At 73.0% G+C, this 23,362-nt stretch carries 24 protein-coding genes; 17 read left to right on the forward strand and 7 right to left on the reverse strand.

Annotation, left to right across the window (positions count from 1 at the left end; translation table 11 throughout):
• Positions 1-33 precede the first annotated feature (33 nt).
• Positions 34-294 (forward strand): integrase core domain-containing protein, encoded by a 261-nt coding sequence (locus ACFXAE_RS28840; RefSeq protein ID WP_384720122.1) that lies wholly within the window; start codon positions 34-36, stop codon positions 292-294.
• Between the two features lie 571 nt (positions 295-865).
• Here ACFXAE_RS28840 and ACFXAE_RS28845 read toward each other — a convergent pair.
• Positions 866-1,837, reverse strand: coding sequence for a pirin family protein (locus ACFXAE_RS28845; RefSeq protein WP_384720052.1), 972 nt, complete (start codon positions 1,835-1,837; stop codon positions 866-868).
• Between the two features lie 180 nt (positions 1,838-2,017).
• On the opposite strand from ACFXAE_RS28845, the gene ACFXAE_RS28850 reads away from it, so the two are divergent.
• Positions 2,018-2,851 carry a pentapeptide repeat-containing protein gene (locus ACFXAE_RS28850; RefSeq protein WP_384720054.1) on the forward strand — a complete coding sequence of 278 codons (834 nt, stop codon included), beginning with the start codon at positions 2,018-2,020 and terminating at the stop codon, positions 2,849-2,851.
• On the opposite strand, the gene ACFXAE_RS28855 is transcribed toward ACFXAE_RS28850, so the two are convergent.
• The 4 genes from ACFXAE_RS28855 to ACFXAE_RS28870 are packed head-to-tail and all read right to left on the reverse strand — an operon-like array spanning position 2,829 to position 6,947.
• Complete coding sequence (locus ACFXAE_RS28855; protein WP_384720056.1) at positions 2,829-4,958, reverse strand: xanthine dehydrogenase family protein molybdopterin-binding subunit; 2,130 nt, start codon at positions 4,956-4,958, stop codon at positions 2,829-2,831. The two genes, ACFXAE_RS28850 and ACFXAE_RS28855, sit on opposite strands and share 23 nt — an antisense overlap.
• On the reverse strand, positions 4,955-5,974 hold the full coding sequence (locus ACFXAE_RS28860) for an FAD binding domain-containing protein (RefSeq protein WP_384720058.1): 1,020 nt from the start codon (positions 5,972-5,974) through the stop codon (positions 4,955-4,957). The genes ACFXAE_RS28855 and ACFXAE_RS28860 overlap by 4 nt, the downstream gene beginning before the upstream one ends.
• Positions 5,975-6,511, reverse strand: coding sequence for a (2Fe-2S)-binding protein (locus ACFXAE_RS28865; protein WP_384720060.1), 537 nt, complete (start codon positions 6,509-6,511; stop codon positions 5,975-5,977).
• A gap of 22 nt (positions 6,512-6,533) precedes the next feature.
• On the reverse strand, positions 6,534-6,947 hold the full coding sequence (locus ACFXAE_RS28870; protein ID WP_384720062.1) for an SRPBCC family protein: 414 nt from the start codon (positions 6,945-6,947) through the stop codon (positions 6,534-6,536).
• Positions 6,948-7,148: 201 nt separating this feature from the next.
• On the opposite strand from ACFXAE_RS28870, the gene ACFXAE_RS28875 reads away from it, so the two are divergent.
• Positions 7,149-7,808: a lysophospholipid acyltransferase family protein gene (locus tag ACFXAE_RS28875; protein WP_384720064.1), complete on the forward strand. Its 660-nt coding sequence runs from the start codon at positions 7,149-7,151 to the stop codon at positions 7,806-7,808.
• Between the two features lie 8 nt (positions 7,809-7,816).
• On the opposite strand, the gene ACFXAE_RS28880 is transcribed toward ACFXAE_RS28875, so the two are convergent.
• The gene (locus ACFXAE_RS28880; protein ID WP_384720066.1) at positions 7,817-8,260 is read right to left on the reverse strand and encodes a DNA-binding protein; all 444 of its coding nucleotides are present in this window, start codon (positions 8,258-8,260) and stop codon (positions 7,817-7,819) included.
• A 161-nt stretch (positions 8,261-8,421) separates the two neighbouring features.
• On the opposite strand from ACFXAE_RS28880, the gene ACFXAE_RS28885 reads away from it, so the two are divergent.
• Both ACFXAE_RS28885 and ACFXAE_RS28890 read left to right on the forward strand, forming a co-directional pair.
• Positions 8,422-8,865, forward strand: coding sequence for an SRPBCC domain-containing protein (locus ACFXAE_RS28885; protein WP_384720068.1), 444 nt, complete (start codon positions 8,422-8,424; stop codon positions 8,863-8,865).
• An 89-nt stretch (positions 8,866-8,954) separates the two neighbouring features.
• Positions 8,955-10,433, forward strand: coding sequence for a glutamate-cysteine ligase family protein (locus ACFXAE_RS28890; protein ID WP_384720070.1), 1,479 nt, complete (start codon positions 8,955-8,957; stop codon positions 10,431-10,433).
• A gap of 54 nt (positions 10,434-10,487) precedes the next feature.
• On the opposite strand, the gene ACFXAE_RS28895 is transcribed toward ACFXAE_RS28890, so the two are convergent.
• Positions 10,488-10,868 (reverse strand): hypothetical protein, encoded by a 381-nt coding sequence (locus ACFXAE_RS28895; protein ID WP_384720072.1) that lies wholly within the window; start codon positions 10,866-10,868, stop codon positions 10,488-10,490.
• A gap of 253 nt (positions 10,869-11,121) precedes the next feature.
• Between ACFXAE_RS28895 and ACFXAE_RS28900 the strand changes: the two genes are divergently transcribed.
• The 12 genes from ACFXAE_RS28900 (at position 11,122) to hypF (ending at position 23,356) form a co-directional block, all read left to right on the forward strand.
• Positions 11,122-12,828, forward strand: a complete 1,707-nt coding sequence (locus ACFXAE_RS28900) for a hydrogenase maturation protein (protein WP_384720074.1) — start codon at positions 11,122-11,124, stop codon at positions 12,826-12,828.
• A 56-nt stretch (positions 12,829-12,884) separates the two neighbouring features.
• Complete coding sequence (locus ACFXAE_RS28905; protein ID WP_384720076.1) at positions 12,885-13,973, forward strand: hydrogenase expression protein HypE; 1,089 nt, start codon at positions 12,885-12,887, stop codon at positions 13,971-13,973.
• A 65-nt stretch (positions 13,974-14,038) separates the two neighbouring features.
• A complete protein-coding gene (locus tag ACFXAE_RS28910; RefSeq protein WP_384720078.1) occupies positions 14,039-15,820 on the forward strand; it encodes a nickel-dependent hydrogenase large subunit in 1,782 nt (593 codons plus the stop codon).
• Positions 15,817-16,401, forward strand: a complete 585-nt coding sequence (locus tag ACFXAE_RS28915) for a hypothetical protein (RefSeq protein WP_384720080.1) — start codon at positions 15,817-15,819, stop codon at positions 16,399-16,401. Before ACFXAE_RS28910 ends, ACFXAE_RS28915 begins: the two co-directional genes overlap by 4 nt.
• Positions 16,398-17,048: a DUF5947 family protein gene (locus ACFXAE_RS28920; RefSeq protein WP_384720082.1), complete on the forward strand. Its 651-nt coding sequence runs from the start codon at positions 16,398-16,400 to the stop codon at positions 17,046-17,048. The genes ACFXAE_RS28915 and ACFXAE_RS28920 overlap by 4 nt, the downstream gene beginning before the upstream one ends.
• Entirely contained in the window at positions 17,045-17,683 is a 639-nt protein-coding gene (locus ACFXAE_RS28925; protein WP_384720084.1) for a DUF6084 family protein, read from the forward strand. Before ACFXAE_RS28920 ends, ACFXAE_RS28925 begins: the two co-directional genes overlap by 4 nt.
• Complete coding sequence (locus ACFXAE_RS28930; RefSeq protein ID WP_384720086.1) at positions 17,680-19,089, forward strand: hypothetical protein; 1,410 nt, start codon at positions 17,680-17,682, stop codon at positions 19,087-19,089. Before ACFXAE_RS28925 ends, ACFXAE_RS28930 begins: the two co-directional genes overlap by 4 nt.
• Entirely contained in the window at positions 19,086-19,673 is a 588-nt protein-coding gene (locus ACFXAE_RS28935) for a hydrogenase maturation protease (protein ID WP_384720088.1), read from the forward strand. Before ACFXAE_RS28930 ends, ACFXAE_RS28935 begins: the two co-directional genes overlap by 4 nt.
• Positions 19,670-19,786, forward strand: coding sequence for a DUF6893 family small protein (locus tag ACFXAE_RS28940; protein ID WP_384720090.1), 117 nt, complete (start codon positions 19,670-19,672; stop codon positions 19,784-19,786). Before ACFXAE_RS28935 ends, ACFXAE_RS28940 begins: the two co-directional genes overlap by 4 nt.
• 98 nt (positions 19,787-19,884) lie before the next feature.
• Positions 19,885-20,280, forward strand: a complete 396-nt coding sequence (locus ACFXAE_RS28945; RefSeq protein ID WP_384720092.1) for a hydrogenase maturation nickel metallochaperone HypA — start codon at positions 19,885-19,887, stop codon at positions 20,278-20,280.
• A gap of 2 nt (positions 20,281-20,282) precedes the next feature.
• Positions 20,283-20,978, forward strand: coding sequence for a hydrogenase nickel incorporation protein HypB (hypB, locus tag ACFXAE_RS28950; protein ID WP_384720094.1), 696 nt, complete (start codon positions 20,283-20,285; stop codon positions 20,976-20,978).
• Positions 20,975-23,356 (forward strand): carbamoyltransferase HypF, encoded by a 2,382-nt coding sequence (gene hypF / locus ACFXAE_RS28955; protein WP_384720096.1) that lies wholly within the window; start codon positions 20,975-20,977, stop codon positions 23,354-23,356. The genes hypB and hypF overlap by 4 nt, the downstream gene beginning before the upstream one ends.
• Positions 23,357-23,362 lie beyond the last annotated feature (6 nt).

The following is a 23,362-nucleotide window of genomic DNA, read 5'->3' on the forward strand; positions in this document are numbered from 1 at the left end:
GTATCAATTCGGTATACGGAGAGGCTGTCCGACATCGGGGCTTCAGCCTCGGTCGGCTCGGTCGCGGACAGCTACGACAACGCGATGGCCGAGGCCCTGAACGGAACGTTCAAGGCCGAGCTGATCGAGATGCAAGGCCCTTGGCGGGACGTCGACCAGGTCGAGCGGGCGATCTTCCAGTGGGTCACGTGGTACAACGAGGAACGGCTCCACTCCGCCCTCGACTACGTACCGCCCGCCGAGTACGAACGCGACTGGTGGCGGCAACAGGAAGCCACCCCGCAGTCCGCCTGAAGCAAGATCACCGGACTCTACGAAAGTCGGGGCAGCTCAGCCCATTGAGCGAGTCAGCCACTGGCTTCGCACCCGGCAGCGACTCGCTGGCCGTGTGCGAATGTTGCAGCCGATCGGGGACTGATGGACACCATCGCTTCCGAGGGAAGCCTGTAACTCAAGCGTCCTGACCCAGAAGTCAGGGTTGGGTACCTACTCGCCCAGCACGCCGCTTGTCAGGTTTCCACAAGCGGCTACTCCCCCTACACATGTGGATGGCCTCACACGACGGATCCAACACTCCAGCGCCCGCGTCAGCGGAGAGTTACGGCGCTGAGAACGCCTCGCGAGGTACACAAGCAGAGAGCGCTCTGCGTCAGCCGATACCTGATGACTCGTCAGTAAAGTCAGCAAAAGGTCAGCAAGTGTTCGGCTAGAGTTGCCCACAGATGCCCACACATTGGGAATCGCAGGCAGCTTCAGAGGCACGTATGCGGCTGGAGCCGACGCGGGCGCTGCGGGATTCGCGCGTTGCCGGCCAGGAGCAGCAGCGATCTCGCCCTGTCGACGTACGGCGTGCCGTATCCGCAGGTCAGCGCACTCTTCCTCGCGGCTTCAAGGGTGCGTTCGGCAGTTCCGGCGCGGGCAGTGGAGCCCCGTCGTACCCCTGTACCTCGCCGAAACGTGCCCCCTTCATCCAGTCCTCGCGGGCCTGTACGATCTCGTCATGTGACCGTCCGATGAAGTTCCACCACATGACGATCTCCTCCTCGAAGGGCGGCCCGCCCAGGAGCAGCAGCCGGGCCGGGTCCGTCGCCCGGTTGACCAGGGTGAGGGCGCTGCGGCCCGGGGGCGCGTACCCCAGTTCGGCCGGCTTCAGGGACGTGCCGGCGAGGAGGACGTCGCCGCTGTCGACGAGGACTCCGTGTTCGAAGCCGGGGTCCACGTCGAGGGTCACGCGGGCGCCCGGGTCCAGGATGATCTCGGCGCCGAGCAGTGGGGTGAAGGTGCGCACCGGTGAGGTGTCGCCGGCGAGCGTGCCCAGGAAGACGCGCGCCTCGCCGCCGTCCAGCGCGACCGGGGCGGGGACGTGGTGCTGGAAGTCCCGGGCCGTGTCGCGGTGTTCCGCGGGCAGCGCCACCCACAGCTGCGCGCCGTGCAGGATCCGGGTGCTCCGGGTGGAGACCTCGGAGTGGCTGATGCCGTACCCGCCCGTCATGAGGTTGAGTTCGCCGGGCCGGACGTAGGCGTGGCTGCCGAGGCTGTCGCGGTGTTCGATCTCGCCGCTGAACAGCCAGCTGACCGTCTGCAGGCCGGTGTGCGGGTGCGGCGGCACCCGCATGCCCCCGGACTCGGTGATGTCGTCGGGGCCGTAGTGGTCGGCGAAGCACCACGCCCCGATGAGCGTCCGCGCCCGCTGGGGCAGGGTCCGCCGTACCCGCATGGCCCGGGGGCCGCCGAGGGGCACGTCCCTCGGGGTGAGGATCTCGATGTCCGGCGGGAGCGGTCCGTCGACGTCCGCGCCGCAGATCGTCTCCGTCGGACGCGTTTCCGTGTTGCTCATGCTCCGATCCTCCTCCACCACAGAAAAGTTCGAAGTTCAACTTTAATGGGTCGATCGCAGGACGAGCGGCCCGGGATCGCGCGCCGACGGCCGTGAGCCGTCGGCCGTCCCCGGAAATCCGCAGGTGAACCGTCTGCGAGAATGGGCGCGACCCCTCGTCGTACAACGGGAGCCCGCACGGTGTCACCACAGCACGAAACCTCCACGGCCTCCGGGGAGCGCAAGGACCTCCAGGCCGACTGCGCCAACTGCTTCGGCCTGTGCTGCGTGGCCCTGCCCTTCGCCCGCTCAGCCGACTTCGCGGCCGACAAGGCCGCCGGGCAGGCCTGCTCCCACCTCCGGACGGACTTCCGCTGCGGCATCCACGAGCGGCTGCGCGACCGGGGCTACCCCGGCTGCACCGTCTTCGACTGCTTCGGCGCCGGACAGAAGGTCTCCCAGGTCACCTTCGGCGGCACCGACTGGCGCCGGGCGCCGAAGTCGGCGCGCTCCATGTTCGAGGTCTTCCCCGTGATGCGGCAGCTGCACGAGCTGCTCCATTACGTCACCGAGGCCCTCGGCCTCACGGCGGCCCGACCCGTCCACCAGGAGCTGCGGCGGGCGCTGGCCCGGATCGACGGCCTGACCCGCGGCAGCGCCGAGTCGATCGCCGGGCTGGACGTGCACGCGCTGCGCGGTGAGGTCAACCCGCTGCTGCTGCGGGCGAGTGAACTCGCCCGGGCCCGGGTCCCGGGCCGCAGGAGGAACCACCGCGGAGCCGATCTGATCGGCGCGCGGCTGTCCGGCGCCGACCTGCGGGGGGCGAGTCTGCGCGGCGCCCTCCTCGTCGCCGCCGACCTCGGCGGGGCGGACCTGCGCGACGCCGACCTGATCGGTGCCGACCTGCGCGACGCGGACCTCGGCGGCGCCGACCTCACCGGCGCGCTCTTCCTCACCCAGGCGCAGCTCGACGCGGCCAGGGGCGACGCGGCCACCGTACTGCCTCCCGCCCTCAGCCGCCCCGCCCACTGGTAGGCGCGGGCGCTCCCGACAGTCCGGCGAGCACCTTGTCCGGGGTCAGCGGGAGTTCGCGGAAGCGGACGCCGGTGGCGTGGTGGACGGCGTTACCGATGGCGGCCGCACTGCCCACGTTGCCGATCTCGCCGATTCCCTTGCCGCCCATCGGGTTGAGGCGGGTGTCGTCCTCGTCGATCCAGTGCGCCTCCACGGCGGGCACGTCGGCGTGCGCGGGCACGTGGTACGACGCCAGGTCGCACTCGGTGAAGTCGCCGAACGCGGCGTCCATCGTGCTGCCCTCGGTCAGCGCCATGCCCAGCCCCATGATCATGCCGCCGATGAACTGGGAGCGTGCGGTGCGGGCGTTGAGGATCCGTCCGGCGGCGAAGACACCGAGCATCCGGCGCACCCGGACCTCGCCGGTGACGGAGTCGACGGTGACCTCGGCGAAGTGCGCCCCGAAGGCGTGGCGGGCGTAGGGGCTCTCGGCGTTCGCCCGGCCCGTCGTGTCGGCGTGGGCGGTGACGCCCTCGTCGGGCAACCGGCCCGTGAGGCCGCCCAGCCGACCCGCGAGCCCGGTGCACGCGTCGTGTACGGCCCATCCCCAGGAGGCGGTTCCGGAGGATCCGCCGGCCACGGACGCGGACGGCAGGCCGCTGTCGCCGATCTCGGTCCGTACCCGGTCCAGGGGCACGCCGAGGGTGTCCGCCGCCACCTGGGCGAGCACGGTACGGGCTCCGGTGCCGATGTCGGTGGCGTTGACGCCTACGACGAAGGTTCCGTCCGGCAGTGCGCGTGCCTCGGCGGTGGACGGCTGGACGAGGACGGGGTAGGTGGCCGCCGCGACGCCCGTGCCGACGAGCAGAGGTCCCTCCGCCCGGGTACGGGGGCGGGGGTCCCTGCCGTCCCAGCCGAAGCGGCGGGCGCCCTCGCGCAGACACTCCGTGAGGTGCCTGCTGCTGAACGGTTTGCCGCTGTCCGGTTCGCGCTCGGGTTCGTTGAGGAGGCGCAGCCGGACCGGGTCCGTGCCGAGGGCGGTGGCGAGTTCGTCCACCGCCGACTCCAGGGCGTACATGCCGGGGCATTCACCGGGGGCGCGCATCCAGGACGGGGTCGGCACGTCGAGCCGGACCACGCGGTGGAGCGTACGGCTGCTCGGGGTGGCGTACATGACGCGTGCGGGGACCGCCGCCTGTTCCACGAACTCCTTGACGCGGGAGCTGTGCGTGACGATCTCGTGGATCAGGCCGGTCAGCCGGCCGTCGGTGTCCGCGCCGAGCCGCAGCCGGTGCAGGGTGGGGGCCCGGTGGCCGACGAGGGCGGGCATGTCGCGGCGGGGCAGGGCGACGGTGACGGGCCGGCCGGTCTCCCGGGCGGCCATGACGGCGAGCACGACGTCGGGGCGCGGGGTGCCCTTGGACCCGAAGCCGCCGCCCACATGGCCCGTGACGACGGTGATCCGGTCCTCGGGCAGCTCGAACAGCGCGGCGAGCGTGGCGCGCACCGCGGTGCCGCCCTGGCTGGAGGTGTGCACGACGAGGCGGTCGCCTTCCCACGCGGCCGTACTGGTGTGGGGCTCCATGGGGTGGTTGTGCAGCGGCGGCACACGGTAGGAGACGTCGACCCGGACGGGAGCGGAGGCGAAGGCGCCGTCGGGGTCCCCGTACTCACGGCGGGCCGGGTGTCCGGCGTTGGCGGTTTCCGGCTCGTACGCCTCGGGATGGTCCGCGGCGAGCGTCACGTCGTGCTCCTCCGCGGCGTACTCGACCCGGACGGCCGCGGCGGCGGCACGGGCCTCCTCCGGGGAGCGGGCGACGACGAGCCCGACGATCCAGCCGCGGTGCGGCACCCCGGGTTCCTGCAGCACGGCGAGGGTGGGGTCGTCGGGCTCGGCGAGCCGGGGGGCGTTCTCGTGGGTGAGCACGGTCAGGACGCCGGGCAGGCCGAGGGCGGCCGTGGTGTCGACGGCCGTCACCCGGCCGCGGGCGACGGCCGCGAGGACGGGCCGGGCGTGGGCGCGGTCCGGCAGGGGGTGTTCGGCGGCGTAGCGGGCGCCGCCGGTGACCTTCAGACGTCCTTCACGGCGTTCGGCCGGAGCACCCAGCGCGGTACCGGTGCCGGTCATGAGTCCTCCGTGAGGTGTCGGGCGCGCCGGGTCGGTGGCGCGAGCCGGGTCAGGACGTCCACGGCGAGATTGCGGGCGAGGGGCACCTTGTAACCGTTGTCGCGCAGCGGCCGGGCCGCCTCCAGTTCCAGGTCCACGGCGCGGGCGAAGGAGTCCGGGGTCGCCGGGGCGCCGCGCAGTGCCGTCTCGGCGCGCTGCGCCCGCCACGGTTTGTGGGCCAGCGCGCCGAAGGCGAGCCCCACGTGGGTGACGGTGCCGTCGTCCGCCGTGTCCAGGACGGCGGCGACCGACGCCAGGGCGAACGCGTACGAGGCGCGGTCGCGGGCCTTGCGGTAGGCGGAGGGCAGCGACGCCGTGGCGGCCGGGAGCAGCACGCCGGTGATCAGTTCGCCGGGCCGGATCCCGGTGTCCCGCTCCGGGTGGTCACCGGGGAGCCGGTGGAACCGGTCCGCCGGGACGTCCCGGGCGCCCCGGTCGCCGTACAGCTCCACGCGCGCGTCCAGGGCGGCCAGGGCGACCGCCATGTCCGAGGGGTGGGTGGCGATGCAGTGCTCGGAGTGGCCGAGCACCGCGTGGTCGCGGTGGGTGCCCTCCCGGGCGCCGCAGCCGCTGCCCGGTGCGCGCTTGTTGCACGGCTTGGACAGGTCCTGGAAGTAGGGGCAGCGGGTGCGCTGGAGGAGGTTGCCGCCGGTGGTCGCGGCGTTGCGCAGCTGTCCGGAGGCGCCGGCGAGGAGCGCCCGGGACAGGGCGGGGTAGCGGTCGCGGACCAGGGGGTGGGCGGCGAGGTCGCTGTTGCGGACGGTGGCGCCGACGCGCACGGAGCCGTCGGGCAGTTCCTCCACCGTGTCCAGCGGCAGCCGGCCGACGTCGACGAGGACGCCGGGGCGTTCCACGCCCAGTTTCATCAGGTCGACGAGGTTGGTTCCGCCGCCGAGGCAGCGGGCGTCGGGATGCGCGGCGAGCGCCTCGGCCGCCTCCTCGACGGTGCCGGCCCGTACGTATCCGAAGGGTTTCACTCAGATCACGTCCCGTACGGCCTCGACGATGTGCGGATAGGCGCCGCAGCGGCACAGGTTGCCGCTGAGCCGCTCGCGGATCTCGGCGGCGTCCAGCGCAACGGGGCGTCCCGAGGGGGTGGCCGGGTCGGTGACGTGGGACGGATGGCCGGCCGCGGCCTCGGCGAGGGCGCCGACGGCGGAGCAGATCTGTCCCGGCGTGCAGTACCCGCACTGGAAGGCGTCCCGGTCGAGGAAGGCCTGCTGCAGGGGGTGCAGACCCTCGCCGCCGTCGGTGAGGCCCTCGACCGTGGTGATGTCGCGGCCGTCCAGGGACACGGCCAGGAGCAGGCAGCCGTTGACGCGGCGGCCGTCGACCAGGACCGTGCAGGCCCCGCACTGGCCGTGGTCGCAGCCCTTCTTGGCCCCGGTGAGGCCGAGGTCCTCGCGCAGGACGTCCAGCAGGACCCGCCGGTGGTCGAGGAGGAGGGTGTGCGGCTCGCCGTTCACCCTCAGGGTCGTTTCCGAGCGGTGCTCGGGGGTGGGCCCGCTGCTCATGGCGTACCTCCGCGGCGGCCGGTCAGCCGGCGGCGTTGTCGACACGGAGGCGTACCTGTTCCTCCAGGCGCCGGAGGCTGGTGTCCAGGGCGTCGCCGACGGCCTTCTCGCCCGGGTCGTGGCTGTCGTCGAAGAAGGACAGGTGCACCGTGACCTCGCTGGCCCCGCTGTCGATGCCGGCGACCTGCAGCCAGCCGGTGTAGCCGCCCTGCTCCCGCGTGCCCCATTCGAGCCGCATCTGCTCCCGCCGGGCACGGAACAGCGCGGAGGTGTCCTCGTCGGAGCGGTCCTCGTGCACGGTGACGGCGGGCAGTTCCTCGGCGTGCACATGCAGGTCGTCGGGCAGCCAGTCACCCATCTGGTCGATGTTGGCCGCCTGGTCGAAGACGTGCTCGGGTGATGCGGGCATCGTGTGTGAACGCTCGTACTCGGTCATCGCGGCACCGTCCCTGGGGTTCGTGTGCCTGGCGGGTACCCAGGGCGCCCTGAGGTGATTCAGCCGTCGTCCCCGCCCTGGGTCGTCCCGGCCCCGGTCCGAGCAGGAGGCGCCACCGGTCCGAGTACGCGTACTCAGGCGCGAGGGCCCGCCGCGCCCGAAACTGACCGGCAGGAATCCCGTCTGCCGGAAGGACCTCCCTTGCTCAGCCGTGCCGCCACCGTCCTGCTGCCGTTGTTCGGGCGGCTCACCGTCACCCGTGAGACCGACGGGCCGTTCCCCGCGGGCAGTGTCTTCGTCGCCAACCACGACTCGACGGCCGATCCGGCGCTCGTACTGGCCGCCCTGCGCGAAGTGGGCGTGACACCGGCCGTCCTGGCGACGGCGGGGCTGTGGCGGGTGCCGGTGCTGGGGCGCCTGCTGTCGGCGGGTGGACACGTTCCCGTGCACCGGGGATCGGCCCGCGCGGCGGACGCGCTGGAGGCCGCGGCGGAGGTGGTGCGGTCGGGACGCCATGTGCTCATCTACGCGGAGGGCGGCCTGCCTTCGCGCCGGGACGCGAGGTGCGCCGCGCCCCGGCCGTTCCGTACCGGTCTGGCACGGCTCTCGGCCGCCACCGGCGCCGCGGTCGTCCCCGTGGGCCAGGCGGGGGCCCGGCGGCTGGCCTCCGGACCGGTCCCGAAGCAACTGGCCGGTGTGCTCACCGCTCCGGTGCGCCGTCCGCGCCTGCACGTCCACATCGGCCGTCCCGTGCACCTGCCGCCCGGTACGGCGACCGGCACGGAGACGGCGCACCGGGCGGTCACCACCGCCTGGCGGCGAGCCGCCCGGGCCGTGGGCGAGCCGGCCCGCGGCGGCTGACCGGGCGGCTACCGGTCGTCCGTGTCGGTGCGGCCGGCCAAGCGCTCGTAGCGTTGCCGGGCGGCCTGCGGGCTGCGCAGGCCGAGGCCGAAGGCGATCTCGGGCCAGGTCATGCCGCGTCCGCGCGCCATCTGCAGGAGTCCGGCCTCCAGTTCGTCCATCTCCGCGCGGGCACGGGGTACGAGGCTCAGCGCGGCGGTGATGTCCGCGCGGTCCACCTCGGGTTCGCCGTCCTCGGGCAGCGCGGCGCCGCTGAGCAGGAAGGCCACGAGCCTGACCGCCTCGTGCGGACCGATCACGCCGGGGTGGATCTGGCGGCGGCGCTGCTCGTCCGTGGCCGCGTGCCGCTCGGCGATGCGGAACAGGGAGGCGTGCACCCGTTGCACTCGTGCCGCGTCGGAACTCGGCGGCGTGAAGGGGTCGTCGGACTGACCGGGAGTCGTCGGAAGCATGGCAGGAGCATCACAGGATGAACATTCTGTTGTCAACCAAAAATGCCCGCCGGGGGCCGATGACTTTCCGCGCCCCCGCACGTCCACCCCTGTGACAGGCTCACCCGCCGACCGGGACGCAGGACAAGCCGACCGGGACACACGACAATGGGGACAACGCCATGAGCGCCGAGCGGACCACCACGGACGACACCTTCTCCTACCACCTGACCCGCACGCTGGACGCCCCCGTGGGCAGGGTGTGGCAGGCGTGGACCACTCCGGACCGGTACGCCCGGTGGGCGTACGCCGTCCCCGGTTCCGTCGAGATGGACGTACGGCCGGGCGGCGCCTGGAAGGCCACCGTGGTCACGCCGGACGGCGGCGAGTTCCCGCTGACCGGGTCCTACCTCGACGTCGCCGAGAACCGCCTGCTGGTGGTGGGGATGGACGCCCCCGGGAAGCCCGAGCCGTCGACGATGGCCGTGGAACTCGCCGAGGACGGCGGCCGGACGCGGATCGCGGTCCGCCAGACGTGCGACACGGCGGAGGAACGCGACATGGCCGAGCAGGGCAGCACCATGCTCCTCGACAGCCTGACCGCCTTCCTGGCCGGGGACGCCTAGGCGACGGACGGGCTCGCGTGGTCGGACCCGCCCGCCGGTGCGACGCTGGGGTGGACAGTTCCGAGGACGAGAGCCCTGGAGGGAGACCGATGGGACGGGACGTCCCGGCGCTCACCTTCACCCGCGAGGACCGCCGCCGCTACCGGATCAAGATGCAGGAGTGCCTCGAGACGTTCGCGCAGATGCTGCGCGAGTCACGCTTCGAGGCCGAACGGCCCCAGGTGGGGCTGGAGATCGAGCTGAACCTGGTCGACGAGCGGGCCGAGCCCGCGATGCGCAACACCGATGCGCTGGAGGCGATCGCGGACCCGGCCTGGGCCACGGAGCTGGGCCGGTTCAACCTCGAGATCAACATCCCGCCGCGGCGGCTCACGGCGGGCGGCCCCGACTCCTGGGAGTCCGAGATCCGCGACGCGCTGAACCACGCGGAGCAGCGCGCCAGGTCGATCGGCGCCCGTCTGATCATGACGGGCATCCTCCCCACCCTGCGCCAGGAGGACGCCGGCGAGGGAGCGCTGTCGGAGAACCCGCGCTACCGGCTGCTCAACGACCAGATCTTCGCGGCGCGCGGGGAGGACCTGCACATCGAGGTGACCGGCATCGACCGGCTGCGGACCTACGCGGACACGATCACCCCGGAGGCCGCCTGCACCAGCACGCAGTTCCACCTCCAGGTGTCCCCGGAGCAGTTCGCCGCCTACTGGAACGCGGCACAGGCGATCGCCGGCGTCCAGGTCGCACTCGCCGCCAACTCACCCTTCCTGTTCGGCAAGGAGCTGTGGCACGAGACCCGCATCCCGCTGTTCGAGCAGGCCACCGACACCCGCCCGCAGGAGATCAAGGTGCAGGGGGTGCGGCCCCGGGTGTGGTTCGGGGAACGCTGGATCACCAGCGTCTTCGACCTCTTCGAGGAGAACCTGCGCTACTTCCCGGCCCTGCTCCCCCTGTGCGACGAGCAGAACCCGGCGGAGACGCTGGAGCGGGGCGACACCCCCGAGCTCGCCGAACTGACCCTGCACAACGGCACCATCTACCGCTGGAACCGCCCGGTCTACGCCGTCGCCCACGACAAACCGCACGTGCGGGTGGAGAACCGGGTGCTGCCCGCAGGACCGACCGTGGCCGACACCCTCGCCAACGGCGCCTTCTACTACGGGCTGACCCGCGCCCTGGTGGAGGAGGACCGTCCGGTGTGGTCACGGATGTCCTTCTCGGCCGCCGAGGACAATCTGCGGACGGCGGCGCGGTACGGCATCGACGCCCGGCTGTACTGGCCCGGGATGGGCGAGGTGCCCGCGTCCGAACTGGTCCTGCGGCGGCTGCTGCCGCTGGCGCACCGCGGGCTGGAGCGCTCCGGCATGGACGACGCCTGGCGCGAGCCGCTGCTCGGCGTCATCGAGCAGCGCTGTGTCACCGGCCGCAACGGAGCGGTGTGGCAGAAGGAGATGTTCCATCACATCGAGTCCTCGGCGCACTGCGGCCGCCACGAGGCGCTGCGGCGCATGACGCAGCAGTACATCGACTACATGCACCTCAACGCCCCGGTCCACACCTGGCCCGTCGACTGACCCGGGCGGGCGTCCGGGCCGGAACCGTGACCCGCCCGTACACCCGCCCGCCCGTCAGCCCGGCCGGCGTCCGGTGTCGGAGTCACCGGGGTCGACCCCGGTGAAGGCGGACTCGTCCTTCGTGCCGCTGGGGCGTGCGGAGCGGCCCCGGCGGCCCGTGTCCCGCTTGCCCTCCTCACCCCGCTCCGCGTACTCCTCGCCCCGCTGCGCGTCACTGCGCGCGACGTCACCCGGGACGGAGGTGCGCTCCTCCTCCACGTGCTTGCGGCCCGCTCCGCGCGACGGCGCGTGTTCCTCCGCGTGGAAGGAGCGGCGGGCGCTCGGGTTCTCCTCCTGCCGTGTCTCGTCGACGTCCGGGGACCAGCCGTGGTGCTCGCTCCCCTGGTGACGGCCGGCCCCGCGGCCCTGTGACGGTGACTTGCGATCCTCGGGCATGTGTCGGCCCACCTGTCCGCTCTCGTAGGGGGCGCGTCCCTCAGCACCCCGGCAGTAAAAGCGTCCCACTCATCACCATGCAGGGCATATCGGGTGATATTGAGCCTTTCACGCCTCCCGCCATGCGGTCGGAAGGATCACCCGCGAGGGTGAGGAACAGGATTCGTGTCGACGTTCGGGGCCCGGTATGCCCGACCATCGCAGTCAGCCGGGCCGCCCCCGTTCCCGCCGCCCCTCCGGAAGGGCCGTCGCCATGCGCATCCTGCTCGTCGCCAGCGCCTACAACAGCCTCACGCAGCGGGTCCACACCGAGTTGCGGGACCGCGGGCACGCCGTCGCCGTCGAGGTGACGCCGGCCGGCCGGGACGTGGTCGCGGCCGCGGACCGGCACGATCCCGAGCTGATCGTGGCCCCCCTGCTGAGGACGGTCGTCCCCCGCGAGGTGTGGACGGCCCGGACGTGCCTGATCGTGCACCCGGGTCCCGTCGGCGACCGGGGGCCGTCCTCCCTGGACTGGGCGATCCACGAGGACGCGGCCGAATGGGGCGTCACCGTTCTGCAGGCCGAGGAGAAGATGGACGCCGGGCCCGTGTGGGCCACGGCGACGTTCCCCGTGCCCCGGGTCGCCAAGAGCGACCTGTACCGGGGCGAGCTGTCCGACGCCGCCCTCGACGCCGTGCTGACGGCCGTCGAACGGTTCGCCTCCGGCCGTCACTCCCCCGCCGCCCAGGAGGGAACGCCCGCCGCGCCGGGTGCCCGGACCCGGCCTCCGATGCGTCAGGAGACCCGCCGTATCGCGTGGGCGGACGATCCGACCACGACGGTGCTGCGCAAGCTGCGCGCCGCCGACTCCCAGCCCGGCGTCCTGGACGGACTGCTCGGTGAGGAATGGTTCCTGCACGGCGGTCATCCGGAGCACGGACTGCGCGGACGTCCCGGCGAACTGCTGGCGACCCGGGCGGGCGCGGTCTGCCGGGCCACCGCCGACGGCGCGGTCTGGATTCCCGAACTGCGGGCGCGTACCGGCCCGGGTGTCCCGCGCGCCTGCAAGCTGCCCGCCGCGCTCGCCCTGGCCGGGCGGCTGCCGCGGCTGCCGGAGCTGTCCGTGCCGCCGCTGTGCCCCGCCGGTGACGGCGCGCCCTGGTCGGACATCACGTACCGGGAGGACGGCCCGGTCGGGACGCTGTCGTTCTCCTTCCCCGGCGGTGCGATGTCCACCGGCCACTGCCGGCGGCTGCTGAAGGCGTACCGGGCGGCCTGCGAGCGGCCCACCTCGGTGCTGGTGCTCGGCGGCGTCCGCGACTTCTTCTCCAACGGCATCCACCTCGGCGTCATCGAGGCGGCACCGGACCCGGCGGCGGAGTCCTGGGCCAACATCAACGCCATGGACGACCTCGTCGAGGCCGTCCTGACCACCACCGACCGGCTGGTCGTCGCCGCGATCGGCGGCAACGCGGCGGCCGGCGGCGTCATGCTGGCGCTGGCCGCCGACGAGGTGTGGTGCCGCTCCGGCTCCGTGCTCAACCCGCACTACCGCCTCATGGGCCTGTACGGCTCCGAGTACTGGACGTACAGCCTGCCGCGGCGGGTGGGCGCCGCGGCGGCCGAGCGGCTCGTCCGGGAGGCGCTTCCGGTCAACGCCGGGCAGGCGAGGGACACCGGCCTGGTCGACCGGGTGATCGAGTGCCCTCCCGCCCGTTTCCCCGCCGAGGTCACCCGGCTGGCCCAGCACTGGGCGGGTTCTTCCGGCGCGCAGTCGCGGCTCGTCGCGAAGAAGGCCGAGAGCGAGCGCCGCGAGGCCGTCACGCCACTGGCGGCGGTGCGCGAGCGGGAACTCGCGCACATGCACAGGATTTTCTTCGACCCCGGTGCTCCGTACCACGCGCTGCGCCGGGCGTTCGTACGCAAACAGCCGTCGCCGGCTCCGCCTGCGGTGCCGTCCGGTGCGGCCGACGCTTGAGCCAAGGACACGGGCCGAGAGATCGGCATGACCGCATTCCTCCCCAGGAGGCGTTGATGAACGCAAGCCCTCCGGCCACGAACGCCGAGGCGGAGACGTCCGGCGGCATCGGCACGGACGAGAAGCCGATCCACATCCTCTGGATCAACGCCGGGCTGAGCTGCGACGGCGACTCGGTCGCCCTGACCGCCGCGATGCAGCCCAGCATCGAGGAGATCGCCCTGGGCGCTCTGCCGGGTCTGCCGAAGATCGCCGTGCACTGGCCGCTCATCGACTTCGAGTGCGGTCCTGTCGGCGGATCGGACACGTTCATCGAGTGGTTCTTCAAGGGCGAGCGCGGGGAGATCGACCCGTTCGTCCTCGTGATCGAGGGGTCCGTGCCGAACGAGGCGATCAAGAAGGAAGGGTACTGGTGCGGCTTCGGCGACAACCCGGAGACCGGTCAGCCCATCACCACCAGCGAGTGGATCGACCGGCTGGCGCCCAAGGCCCTCGCCGTGGTGGCCATCGGCACCTGCGCGACCTACGGCGGCATCCACGCCATGGCCGGGAACCCGACCGGCGCGATGGGCGTGCCCGACTATCTGGGCTGGGACTGGAAGTCGGCGGCCGGCATCCCGATCGTCTGCGTCCCCGGCTGTCCCATCCAGCCGGACAACTTCGCCGAGACCCTCACCTATCTGCTCTACCAGGCCGCGGGCTCCGCGCCGATGATCCCGCTGGACGACAAACTGCGCCCCACCTGGCTGTTCGGCGCCACCGTGCACGAGGGGTGCGACCGGGCCGGCTACTACGAGCAGGGCCAGTTCGCGATGTCGTACGACTCCCCGCAGTGCCTGGTGAAGATCGGCTGCTGGGGGCCCGTGGTGAAGTGCAACGTGCCCAAGCGCGGCTGGATGAACGGCATCGGCGGCTGCCCGAACGTCGGCGGCATCTGCATCGCCTGCACCATGCCCGGCTTCCCCGACAAGTTCATGCCGTTCATGGACGAGCCGCCCGGCGCAAAGTTCTCCTCCGCCGCCAGCGGCGCCTACGGAGCGGTGGTGCGCAAGCTGCGGACCATCACCGCGCGGACGGTGGACAAGGAGCCCAAGTGGCGGCACACCGGCCGGGAACTCACCACCGGCTACCGGCCGCCCTGGTGATCACCGCCTGACGCCGGCCCGCGACCCGCTCACCGACCCGAACGACCGAAGGGCAGCACAACACAATGGCGACCTCGACGACGACCGGTGACGGCACCGGCCTGGTGGAGATGGCATGGGACCCGATCACCCGGATCGTGGGCAGCCTCGGCATCCACACGAAGATCGACTTCAAGCAGAAGCGGGTCGCCGAGTGCTACAGCACCTCGTCGGTCTTCCGCGGCTACAGCCTCTTCATGCGGGGCAAGGACCCCCGCGACGCCCACTTCATCACCAGCCGCATCTGCGGCATCTGCGGTGACAACCACGCCACCTGCTCGGTGTACGCGCAGAACATGGCGTACGGCGTGAAGCCGCCGCACCTCGGTGAGTGGATCATCAACTGCGGCGAGTCCGCGGAGTTCATGTTCGACCACAACATCTTCCAGGAGAACCTGGTCGGGGTCGACTACTGCGAGAAGATGGTCCGCGAGACCAACCCGGGCGTCCTCGAACTCGCCGAACGCACCGAGGCACCGCACGCCGCCGACCACGGCTACCGCACCATCGCCGACATCATGCGCTCGCTCAACCCGCTGGAGGGCGAGTTCTACCGGGAGGCGCTCCAGGTCAGCCGGTACACGCGGGAGATGTTCTGTCTGATGGAGGGCCGCCATGTGCACCCCTCCACGCTGTACCCGGGCGGTGTCGGCACCATCGGTTCGGTGCAGCTCTTCACGGACTACATGACCCGCCTCATGCGGTACTGCGAGTTCATGAAGCGGGTCGTGCCGCTCCACGACGACCTGTTCGACTTCTTCTACGAGGCGCTGCCCGGCTACGAGGAGGTCGGCCGCCGGCGCGTACTGCTGGGCTGCTGGGGCGCGTTCAACGACCCCGAGTACTGCGACTTCACCTACGCCAACATGACGGACTGGGGACGGCGCATGCTCGTCACCCCCGGTGTGATCGTGGACGGCAAGCTGGTCACCAACGACCTCACCGAGATCAACCTCGGCATCCGCATCCTGCTGGGCAGCTCGTACTACGAGGACTGGGAGGGGAAGGAGCGGTTCGTCACCCACGACCCGCTCGGCAACCCCGTCGACCCGCGCCATCCGTGGAACCAGCACACCATCCCGGCGCCCCAGAAGCGGAACTTCGACGACAAGTACAGCTGGGTGATGTCCCCGCGCTGGTTCGACGGCAAGGACCACCTGCCGCTGGACACCGGCGGCGGTCCGATCGCCCGTCTGTGGTCCACCGCGCTGTCGGGGCTCGTGGACATCGGGTACGTCAAGGCGACCGGGCACAGCGTCGTCATCAACCTGCCGCGCACGCTCACCAAGCCGGAGACCACCTTCGAGTGGAAGATCCCGCAGTGGTCCAACGCGCTGGAACGCAACCGCGCCCGTACCTACTTCCAGGCCTATGCCGCCGCCGTGGCCCTGCACAGCGCGGAGAAGGGCCTGGCGGAGGTGCGCGCCGGACGCACCCAGACCTGGGAGAAGTTCGAGGTGCCGGACGAGTCGATCGGCGTCGGTTTCACCGAGGCGGTGCGCGGTGTGCTGTCGCACCACATGGTCATCCGGGACGGGAAGATCGCCAACTACCATCCGTACCCGCCGACCCCGTGGAACGCCTCCACCCGCGACACCTACGGCACCCCCGGCCCGTACGAGGACGCGGTGCAGAACACGCCGATCTTCGAGGAGAACTCCCCGGAGGACTTCAAGGGCATCGACATCATGCGCGCCGTGCGCAGCTTCGACCCGTGTCTGCCGTGCGGCGTCCACATGTACGTCGGCGACGGCCGGACGGTGAAGTCGATGCACGTGCCCACCGGCCTGAGCGGTCTGGCCGGATGAGCGGCGCGCGGACCGCGCCGAACGCGGAGACGGCCGGGCGGATGGTCGAGGAGGTCCTCGACCGGCTCGCCTCCTCGGGCGACCGCGCGGCCTGCGAGGCCGCCGAGGAACTCGTGCGCGTCCTCATGGAGTTCTACGGCGCCGCGTTCGCGCGGGCCATGGACCTGCTCGGCCACCGCCCGGAGCGGCCGGCCCGCGAGGCCGTGGACACGCTGCTCCGTGACGAGCTCGTCGCGGGCCTGCTGGTCCTGCACGGGCTGCACCCGGACGACGCGCCGACCCGTGTCGCCCACGCCCTCGCCGCCCTCCCGCAGGACGTGGAGAGCGCCGGCTTCGACCCGGCCACGGGCGAGTTGCGGCTGCGGCTCCTCGGCTCGGCCGGCTGCGGCTGCGGCGGCTCCCGGGACGCCGTCGGACAGGCGGCGCAGGACACGCTCGCGTGTTTCGCCCCCGAGGTGACGACGGTGACGCTGGAGGCGGACCCGGCGTCCGAGCCGGTGCTGCTCCAGATCGGCACGGGCCCGCCGGGCTCGTCCTCGTCCGGGCCGGGCGGCCGTCCGCCGGCCACTACGGCACCGTGAGTACGCGGCAACGCCCGGCGCGCGGGGGCCTGTTCCGGTTCACCGCGCCCCGGCCGTCCCGCGAGGAGCGCTGCGAGCTGTGTGCCGCCGCCCTGCCGGACCCCGGTCACCGGCACCTCGTCGACACCGAGCACCGCGCCCTGGTCTGCGCCTGCGACCCCTGCACCCGGCTGCTGGACGCGTCGGGCGCGTCGGGCGCGTCCACGGGCCGGTTCCGCGCGGTTCCCGGCCGCTACCTGAGCGATCCCGCGCACGGACTCGACGAGACGGACTGGGAGCGGCTGCGCATCCCCGTCGGCGTCGCCTTCTTCTTCCGCAACTCCGCGCTCGACCGGCTGGTCGCGCTCTACCCGAGCCCGGCCGGCGCCACCGAGAGCGAACTGGAGCCCGAGGCCTGGCAGTCCGTCCTGGACGCCTCTCCCCTGGCCGGGCTCCTCGAACCCGACGTGGAGGCACTGCTGCTGCGCCGCCACCAGGAGCGGGTGGAGTGCCATCTGGTGCCGATCGACATCTGCTACGAACTGGTGGGCCGGATGCGACTGCGGTGGCAGGGCTTCGACGGCGGCGCGGCGGCACGTGCCGATCTGGAGGAGTTCTTCGCCCATGTGCGCGAGCGAGCCCGTGACTTCACCGGGAGCCCGTCGTGACCGAGTTCGGCTTCGCGTGCACCGGGGTGCGCGCCGACCCGTACGCCGCGGGTCCGGCGCTGGTCTTCCGGCTGCGGGTCACCGCGTCACCGGACGCGCGGGTGCACGCGCTGGCGCTGCGCTGCCAGATCCGCATCGAGCCCGCCCGCCGGGGCTACGACGACACCGAGGCCGCCGCCCTGACCGACCTGTTCGGGGAACGGTCCCGCTGGGGCGCCACCCTCAACCCCCTGGAGTTCGCCCAGGTCCCGGTGATGGTGCGGGGGTTCACCGGCGAGACCGAGACCGACCTGGTGGTGCCCTGCACCTACGACATGGACATCGCCTCCTCCCGCTACTTCCACGCCCTGGACGACGGGGAGGTGCCGCTGCGGATGCTGTTCTCCGGCACCGCCTTCACCGGGGCCGGCGGGTTCCGGGTCGAGCCCGTCCCCTGGGACCGGGAGGCCGTGTTCCGGATGCCGGTGAGGACCTGGCGGGAGATGGTCGACCGGCACTTCCCCGGCTCGGGCTGGATCCGGCTGCCGCGGGACGCGATGGACGCACTGCTCGCCTACCGGTCCCGGGAGGCGCTGCCCTCGTGGGAGGCGGCCGTCGACCGGCTGCTGGAAGCGGCGGGTGAGAGGACACGATGACCACGACGACGTTCACCGCCTCCGCCGAGGCCCGCCTCGCGGTGGCCCGGCACGTCGCAGACGCCGTGCTGTTCGAGGGGTACGTGCTCTACCCGTACCGCGCGTCGGCCGCCAAGAACCGGCTGCGCTGGCAGTTCGGGGTGCTGGTGCCCCCCTCCTGGACGGCGACGGCCGCCGAGCACGACTTCCAGCACACCGAGCTGCTGATGGAGCCGCGCCGGGGCGCCGTCCTCTCCGTCGAGGTGCGCTTCCTGCACGCCCGGCGGCGCACGGTGCAGCGGGTGCTGCCGGGCGGCGGTTTCGAGACCGTCGGCGAACTGCGCCTGGCGGACCGGGTGATCGTCCCGTGGGACGAGGGCCGCGAGGAGCGGGTCCGGCTCACCGTCTCCGTCGAGCAGCTGGCGGGCTCCGGGACCGTCGTCCCCTTCGGCCGGCCGGCGGGCGAGGAGACCGAGCCGGTCACGGACGCGGGCGGGACGGTCCTGGGGCGGCTGGTCCGGCGCCACGAGGCGGTGGAGGGCGTGCTGCGCCTGTCGGCGAGCCCGCTGGACGGCCCGTACGCCACCCAGCGGCTGAGCGTGGTCGTGGAGAACACCGGCGAGTGGCTGCCCGGGGAAGGCGCCGGCCGTGACGCGGCGCTGTCCCGTTCCCTGGTCGCCACGCACACGCTGCTGCACCTGGACGCCGGGCGGTTCCTGTCCCTGACGGACCCTCCGGAATGGGCGAAGGAGGCCGCCGCGGCCTGCCGCAATCTGCACACCTGGCCCGTCCTGGCCGGTGAACCGGACTCCCGTGACCTGGTGCTCTCCTCCCCGATCATCCTGGAGGACCATCCGGCCATCGCCCCGGAGAGCCCGGGCGCCCTGTACGACGCCACGGAGATCGACGAGATCCTCGCCCTGCGCACCGCGGCCCTCACGGACGAGGAGAAGCGCGAGGCGAGGGGGACGGACGACCGGGCGGCGGCGGTGATCGACCTCACCGAATCGATGCCCGCGGAGGTGCTGGAGCGGCTGCACGGGGCGGTCCGCGGCCTGCGCGAGGTCACCGCGCCCGCGGTGCCGGTGTTCGGTGACACGGAGGGCGGCCCCCTCCGGCCGGACACCCCCTGGTGGGATCCGGGGGCGGACGCCTCGGTGGACCCGGCCCACGACCACGTCCTGGTCGACGGGCGGGAGGTGCGGGCGGGCAGCCGTGTCGTGCTGCGGCCCCGGCTGCGGCACACCGATGCCCAGGACCTGTTCCTCACCGGCCGGCGCGCCCTGGTCGAGGCGGTCCTCCACGACGTCGACGGGGGCGTGCACGTCGCGGTCACCGTCGAGGACGATCCGGGCGCCGACATCCGCCGGGAACAGGGCCGGTACCTCTACTTCCAGCCCGACGAGATCGACGTGGAGGCGCCTTGACCACCGGTACCGCACGTCCGCGCACCCTGGTCGCCGGGGTCGGCAACATCTTCCTCGGCGACGACGGCTTCGGCGTCGAGGCCGCCCGCGCCCTGGCCGGACGGCCGCTGCCCGAGGGCGTCGAGGTCTCCGACATCGGCATCCGCGGCGTCCATCTGGCCTACCGGCTCCTCGACGGGTACGACACGCTCGTCGTGCTCGACGCGACGGCGCGGGGCGGCGCGCCGGGCACCCTGTACGTGATCGACGCGGCGGAGCCCGGCAGCCGGCGGTCACCGGGCGGTGTCCCCCTGGACGGCCATCGCATGTCGCCCGACGCCGTGTTCGCCCTGCTCGACACCTTGTGCGCGGGCACCGGCGCGGTGCCGCCCCGGCGCACGCTGGTCGTGGGCTGCGAACCCGCCACCGTCGAGGAGGGCATCGGCCTGAGCCCGCACGTCGCCGCCGCGGTGCCCGAGGCGGCGCGTCTGGTCGTCGAACTGATCGGCGGACCGGTCGTCGGACCGGTCGTCGGACCGGTCGTCGACGGAACCGTCGTCCGGGTCGACGGCACCCCCCTTCCAACCCTTCGGAGAGCACCATGAGCAAACGCCTCGTCGGCGGTGTCGCCGCCGTCCTCACCCTGTCCGCGCTGGCGGCGGTCACCGTGAACCTCTGGCCGGACGTGCGGCGTTACCTGCGCATCCGCAGTATGTGACGCCCGCCGAACGGGCTACGGTCCCGGCGCGCCGGGCCGCCGGCCGCACCGGCCGTGCCTCTAATGGGCAGCGAACCCACCCCCGGGACGGAGCGGCGATGCACGAGATGTCCGTCGCCCTGTCCGTCGTGGACCAGGTCGAGCAGGCGGCGCGGTCCGGTGGTGTGCAGGGGGTGCGCCGTGTCGCCGTCGAGATCGGCGAACTGGCCGGCGTCGTTCCCGACGCCCTCGCCTTCTGCTTCGAACTCGCCTGTGCAGGAACGTTGTTGGAGGGGGCCGAGCTCGTCACCCGGTTCGTGCCCGGCCGGGCCTCCTGCGCGCCGTGCGGGCGCACCTGGGACACGGGCATGCCGCCGGACATGATCTGCGCGGCCTGCCGCGGGGGCGCCGGCGAACTGCTCTCGGGCCGCGAACTGCGGATCGCCGAGGTGCACTGGTCCACGCCGTCCACCGCACCCGACCTCACACCGGTACCGCAATCCGAGGAGAGCTGACGATGTGCCGCACAGTCGACCTCCGGCAGGCCGTGCTCGCCAAGAACACCATGGCGGCGGACGTCCTGCGCACCGAGCTCACGGCCCGGGGCACCACCGTCGTCAACCTCCTGTCGAGCCCCGGCAGCGGCAAGACGGCCCTGCTGGAGCGTGAACTGCTGCTGGCGCGGGAACGCGGCATCAGGACCGCGGCCCTCACCGCGGACCTCGCCACCGAGAACGACGCGAGGCGGCTGGCCCGTTCGGGGGTCCCGGTCAAACAGGTGCTCACCGACGGGCTGTGCCACCTGGAGGCGGACATGCTCGCCGGGCACCTGCACGACTGGCTGCCCGACGCCACCCGGCTGCTCTTCGTGGAGAACGTGGGCAACCTCGTGTGCCCGGCCTCCTACGACCTGGGCGAGTCCCTGCGGGTCGTCCTGGCGTCCGTCACCGAGGGCGAGGACAAGCCGCTCAAGTACCCCACCGCGTTCGGCCTCGCCCAGCTGGTGCTCGTCACCAAGTCCGACCTGGCCGGTCCGGCCGCGTTCGACGAGGCCGCCTTCCGTGCCCATGTGGAGCGGGTCAACCCGGGTGTCGAGGTGGTGCCGACCTCCGTACGGACCGGCGAGGGCGCCGGTGTCCTGGTGGACCGGGCGCTCGCGGCGGCGGACGGGGGCGCGGTCCACGCGCCGGTGATGGCGCGGGCCGAGACGTGAGCACCGCTCCCGGCGTCCGTCCCGCACCGGTACCGGAGACCGGCCCCCTGCGGCGCGTCCGTGTCCTCGTACGGGGCGTGGTGCAGGGCGTGGGCTTCCGGCCGTTCGTGTACGGGCTGGCCACCGGTCTCGGGCTGGCGGGGCACGTGACGAACACCGGTGACGGCGTGGTGGTCGAGGTCGAGGGAGCGCCGTCGGCCGTCGACCGGTTCCGCGCGCGGCTCGCGCCGGACGCGCCGCCGCTCGCGGTGGTGGAGTCGGTGGAGGCCACCGAGCTGCCCGTCACGCGGGAGAGCGGCTTCGGCATCGTCGCGTCCCGCTCCGGCGGGCCCGTGCGGACACTCGTCGCGCCCGACACCGCGACCTGCGCCGACTGTCTGGCCGAGCTCGGCGACCCCGGCGACCGGCGCCACGGCCATCCGTTCATCACCTGTACGCACTGCGGGCCGCGTTTCACCCTCGTCACCGGTCTGCCGTACGACCGTGCGCACACGACGATGGCGGGCTTCCCCCTGTGCCCGGACTGCACCCGCGAGTACCACGACCCCCGTGACCGGCGTTTCCACGCGCAGCCGGTCGCCTGTCCCGCCTGCGGTCCGCGGCTGCGGCTGGTCACCGGCCCCTCGTGCACCGGCGTGCCGCTGCCCGGCGGCGACGATCCCGTCGGCGCGGCGGGCGCGCTGCTCGCCGCGGGCGCCGTGCTCGCGGTCAAGGGCATCGGCGGCTACCACCTGGCCTGTGACGCCACCCGTCCGGAGGCGGTGGCCGAACTGCGCCGCCGCAAGGCGCGCGGGGACAAGCCGTTCGCGCTCATGGCGCGGGACGCCGGGGACGTCGAGCACCTGGTGCGCATCGGCGCGGTGGAGCGGGAACTGCTCACCGGGCGGGCGCGGCCGGTGGTCCTGATGCGGCGGCGCCCCGGTGTCCGGCGGGCCCCGGGGGCGCCGGTGCCCGCGGACGCCGTCGCGCCGGGCAGCCCCGACCTGGGCGTGATGCTGCCGTACACGCCGGTGCACCACCTGCTGCTGGGGGCCGCGGGGGCGCCCCGGCTGCTGGTGATGACGAGCGGCAACGTGTCCGGGGAGCCCATCGTGACGGACGACGACGAGGCCCTGGTGCGGCTGGCGGGGCTGGCCGACGCGTGGCTGTCGCACGACCGGCCGATCCAGGTGCCGTGCGACGACTCCGTCGTCCGCGTCTGCGACGGCGAGCCGCTGGTGCTGCGCCGTTCCCGCGGTTACGCGCCGCTGCCGGTCACGCTCCCGGTTCCGGTGGTCGCGGCGCTCGCGGTCGGCGGGGACCTGAAGAACGTCTTCTGCCTCGGACGGGACGACAGGGCCTGGCTGTCGGCCCATGTCGGGGACATGGACGACCTCGCCACCCAGGAGGCGTTCGACCGGGCCGAGCGGCACCTGGAGTCCGTGACCGGTGTGCGGCCGGCGCTGCTGGCCGCCGACACGCATCCCGGGTACCGGTCGGGGGCATGGGCGCGGCGGCACGCCGGGGACCGTCCCGTGGTCCGGGTCCAGCACCACCACGCGCACATCGCCTCCGTCCTGGCGGAGAACGGGGTCGCGGCCGACCGCCGGGTGATCGGGGTCGCCTTCGACGGCACCGGGCACGGGGACGACGGCGCCGTGTGGGGCGGTGAGTTCCTGCTCGCGGGCTACGGCGGATTCCAGCGGTTCGCGCATCTGGCCTATGTGCCGCTGCCCGGCGGTGACGCGGCGGTGCGCCGGCCGTACCGGATGGCGCTGGCGCATCTGCACGCGGCGGGCATCGCCGCCGGACCGGACCTGCCGTGCACGGCCGCCTGCCCGCCGGACGAACTCGACGTGCTGCGCACGCAGTTGGCGCGCGGGCTGAACTGTGTGCCGACCTCCAGCATGGGCCGGCTGTTCGACGCGGTGTCGTCCCTGGCGGGAGTGTGCCACCACGCGGGGTACGAGGCGCAGGCCGCGATCGAACTGGAAGCGGCGGCCGTGTCGGCCGGCGACCGGACCCACGACCCGCGCTACGCGTTCCGGCTGTCGGGCGGCCCCGGCCCGTTGACCGCCGCCCCGCAGCCGTTGCTGGCGGCGGTCGTCGAGGACGTGCGGCGGCGGGTTCCCGCGGCCGTGATCGCCGTCCGCTTCCACCTGGCCGTCGCCCGGCTGGTGCGGGAGGTGTGCGTGGCGGCCCGCGAGGCGACGGGGCTGCGGACGGTGGCGCTGACCGGCGGTGTGTTCTCCAACGCGCTGCTCTCCTCGGCCTGCGCCCGTGGGCTGCGCACCGCCGGTTTCACCGTGCTGCGCCACCGCGGGATCCCGCCGAACGACGGCGGGCTGGCCCTCGGCCAGCTGGTCGTGGCCGCCCGGGCGGGCGCCGGAAGCCGATGACGGGCG

This window comes from Streptomyces sp. NPDC059454 (assembly GCF_042749965.1).
Classification (GTDB): domain Bacteria; phylum Actinomycetota; class Actinomycetes; order Streptomycetales; family Streptomycetaceae; genus Streptomyces.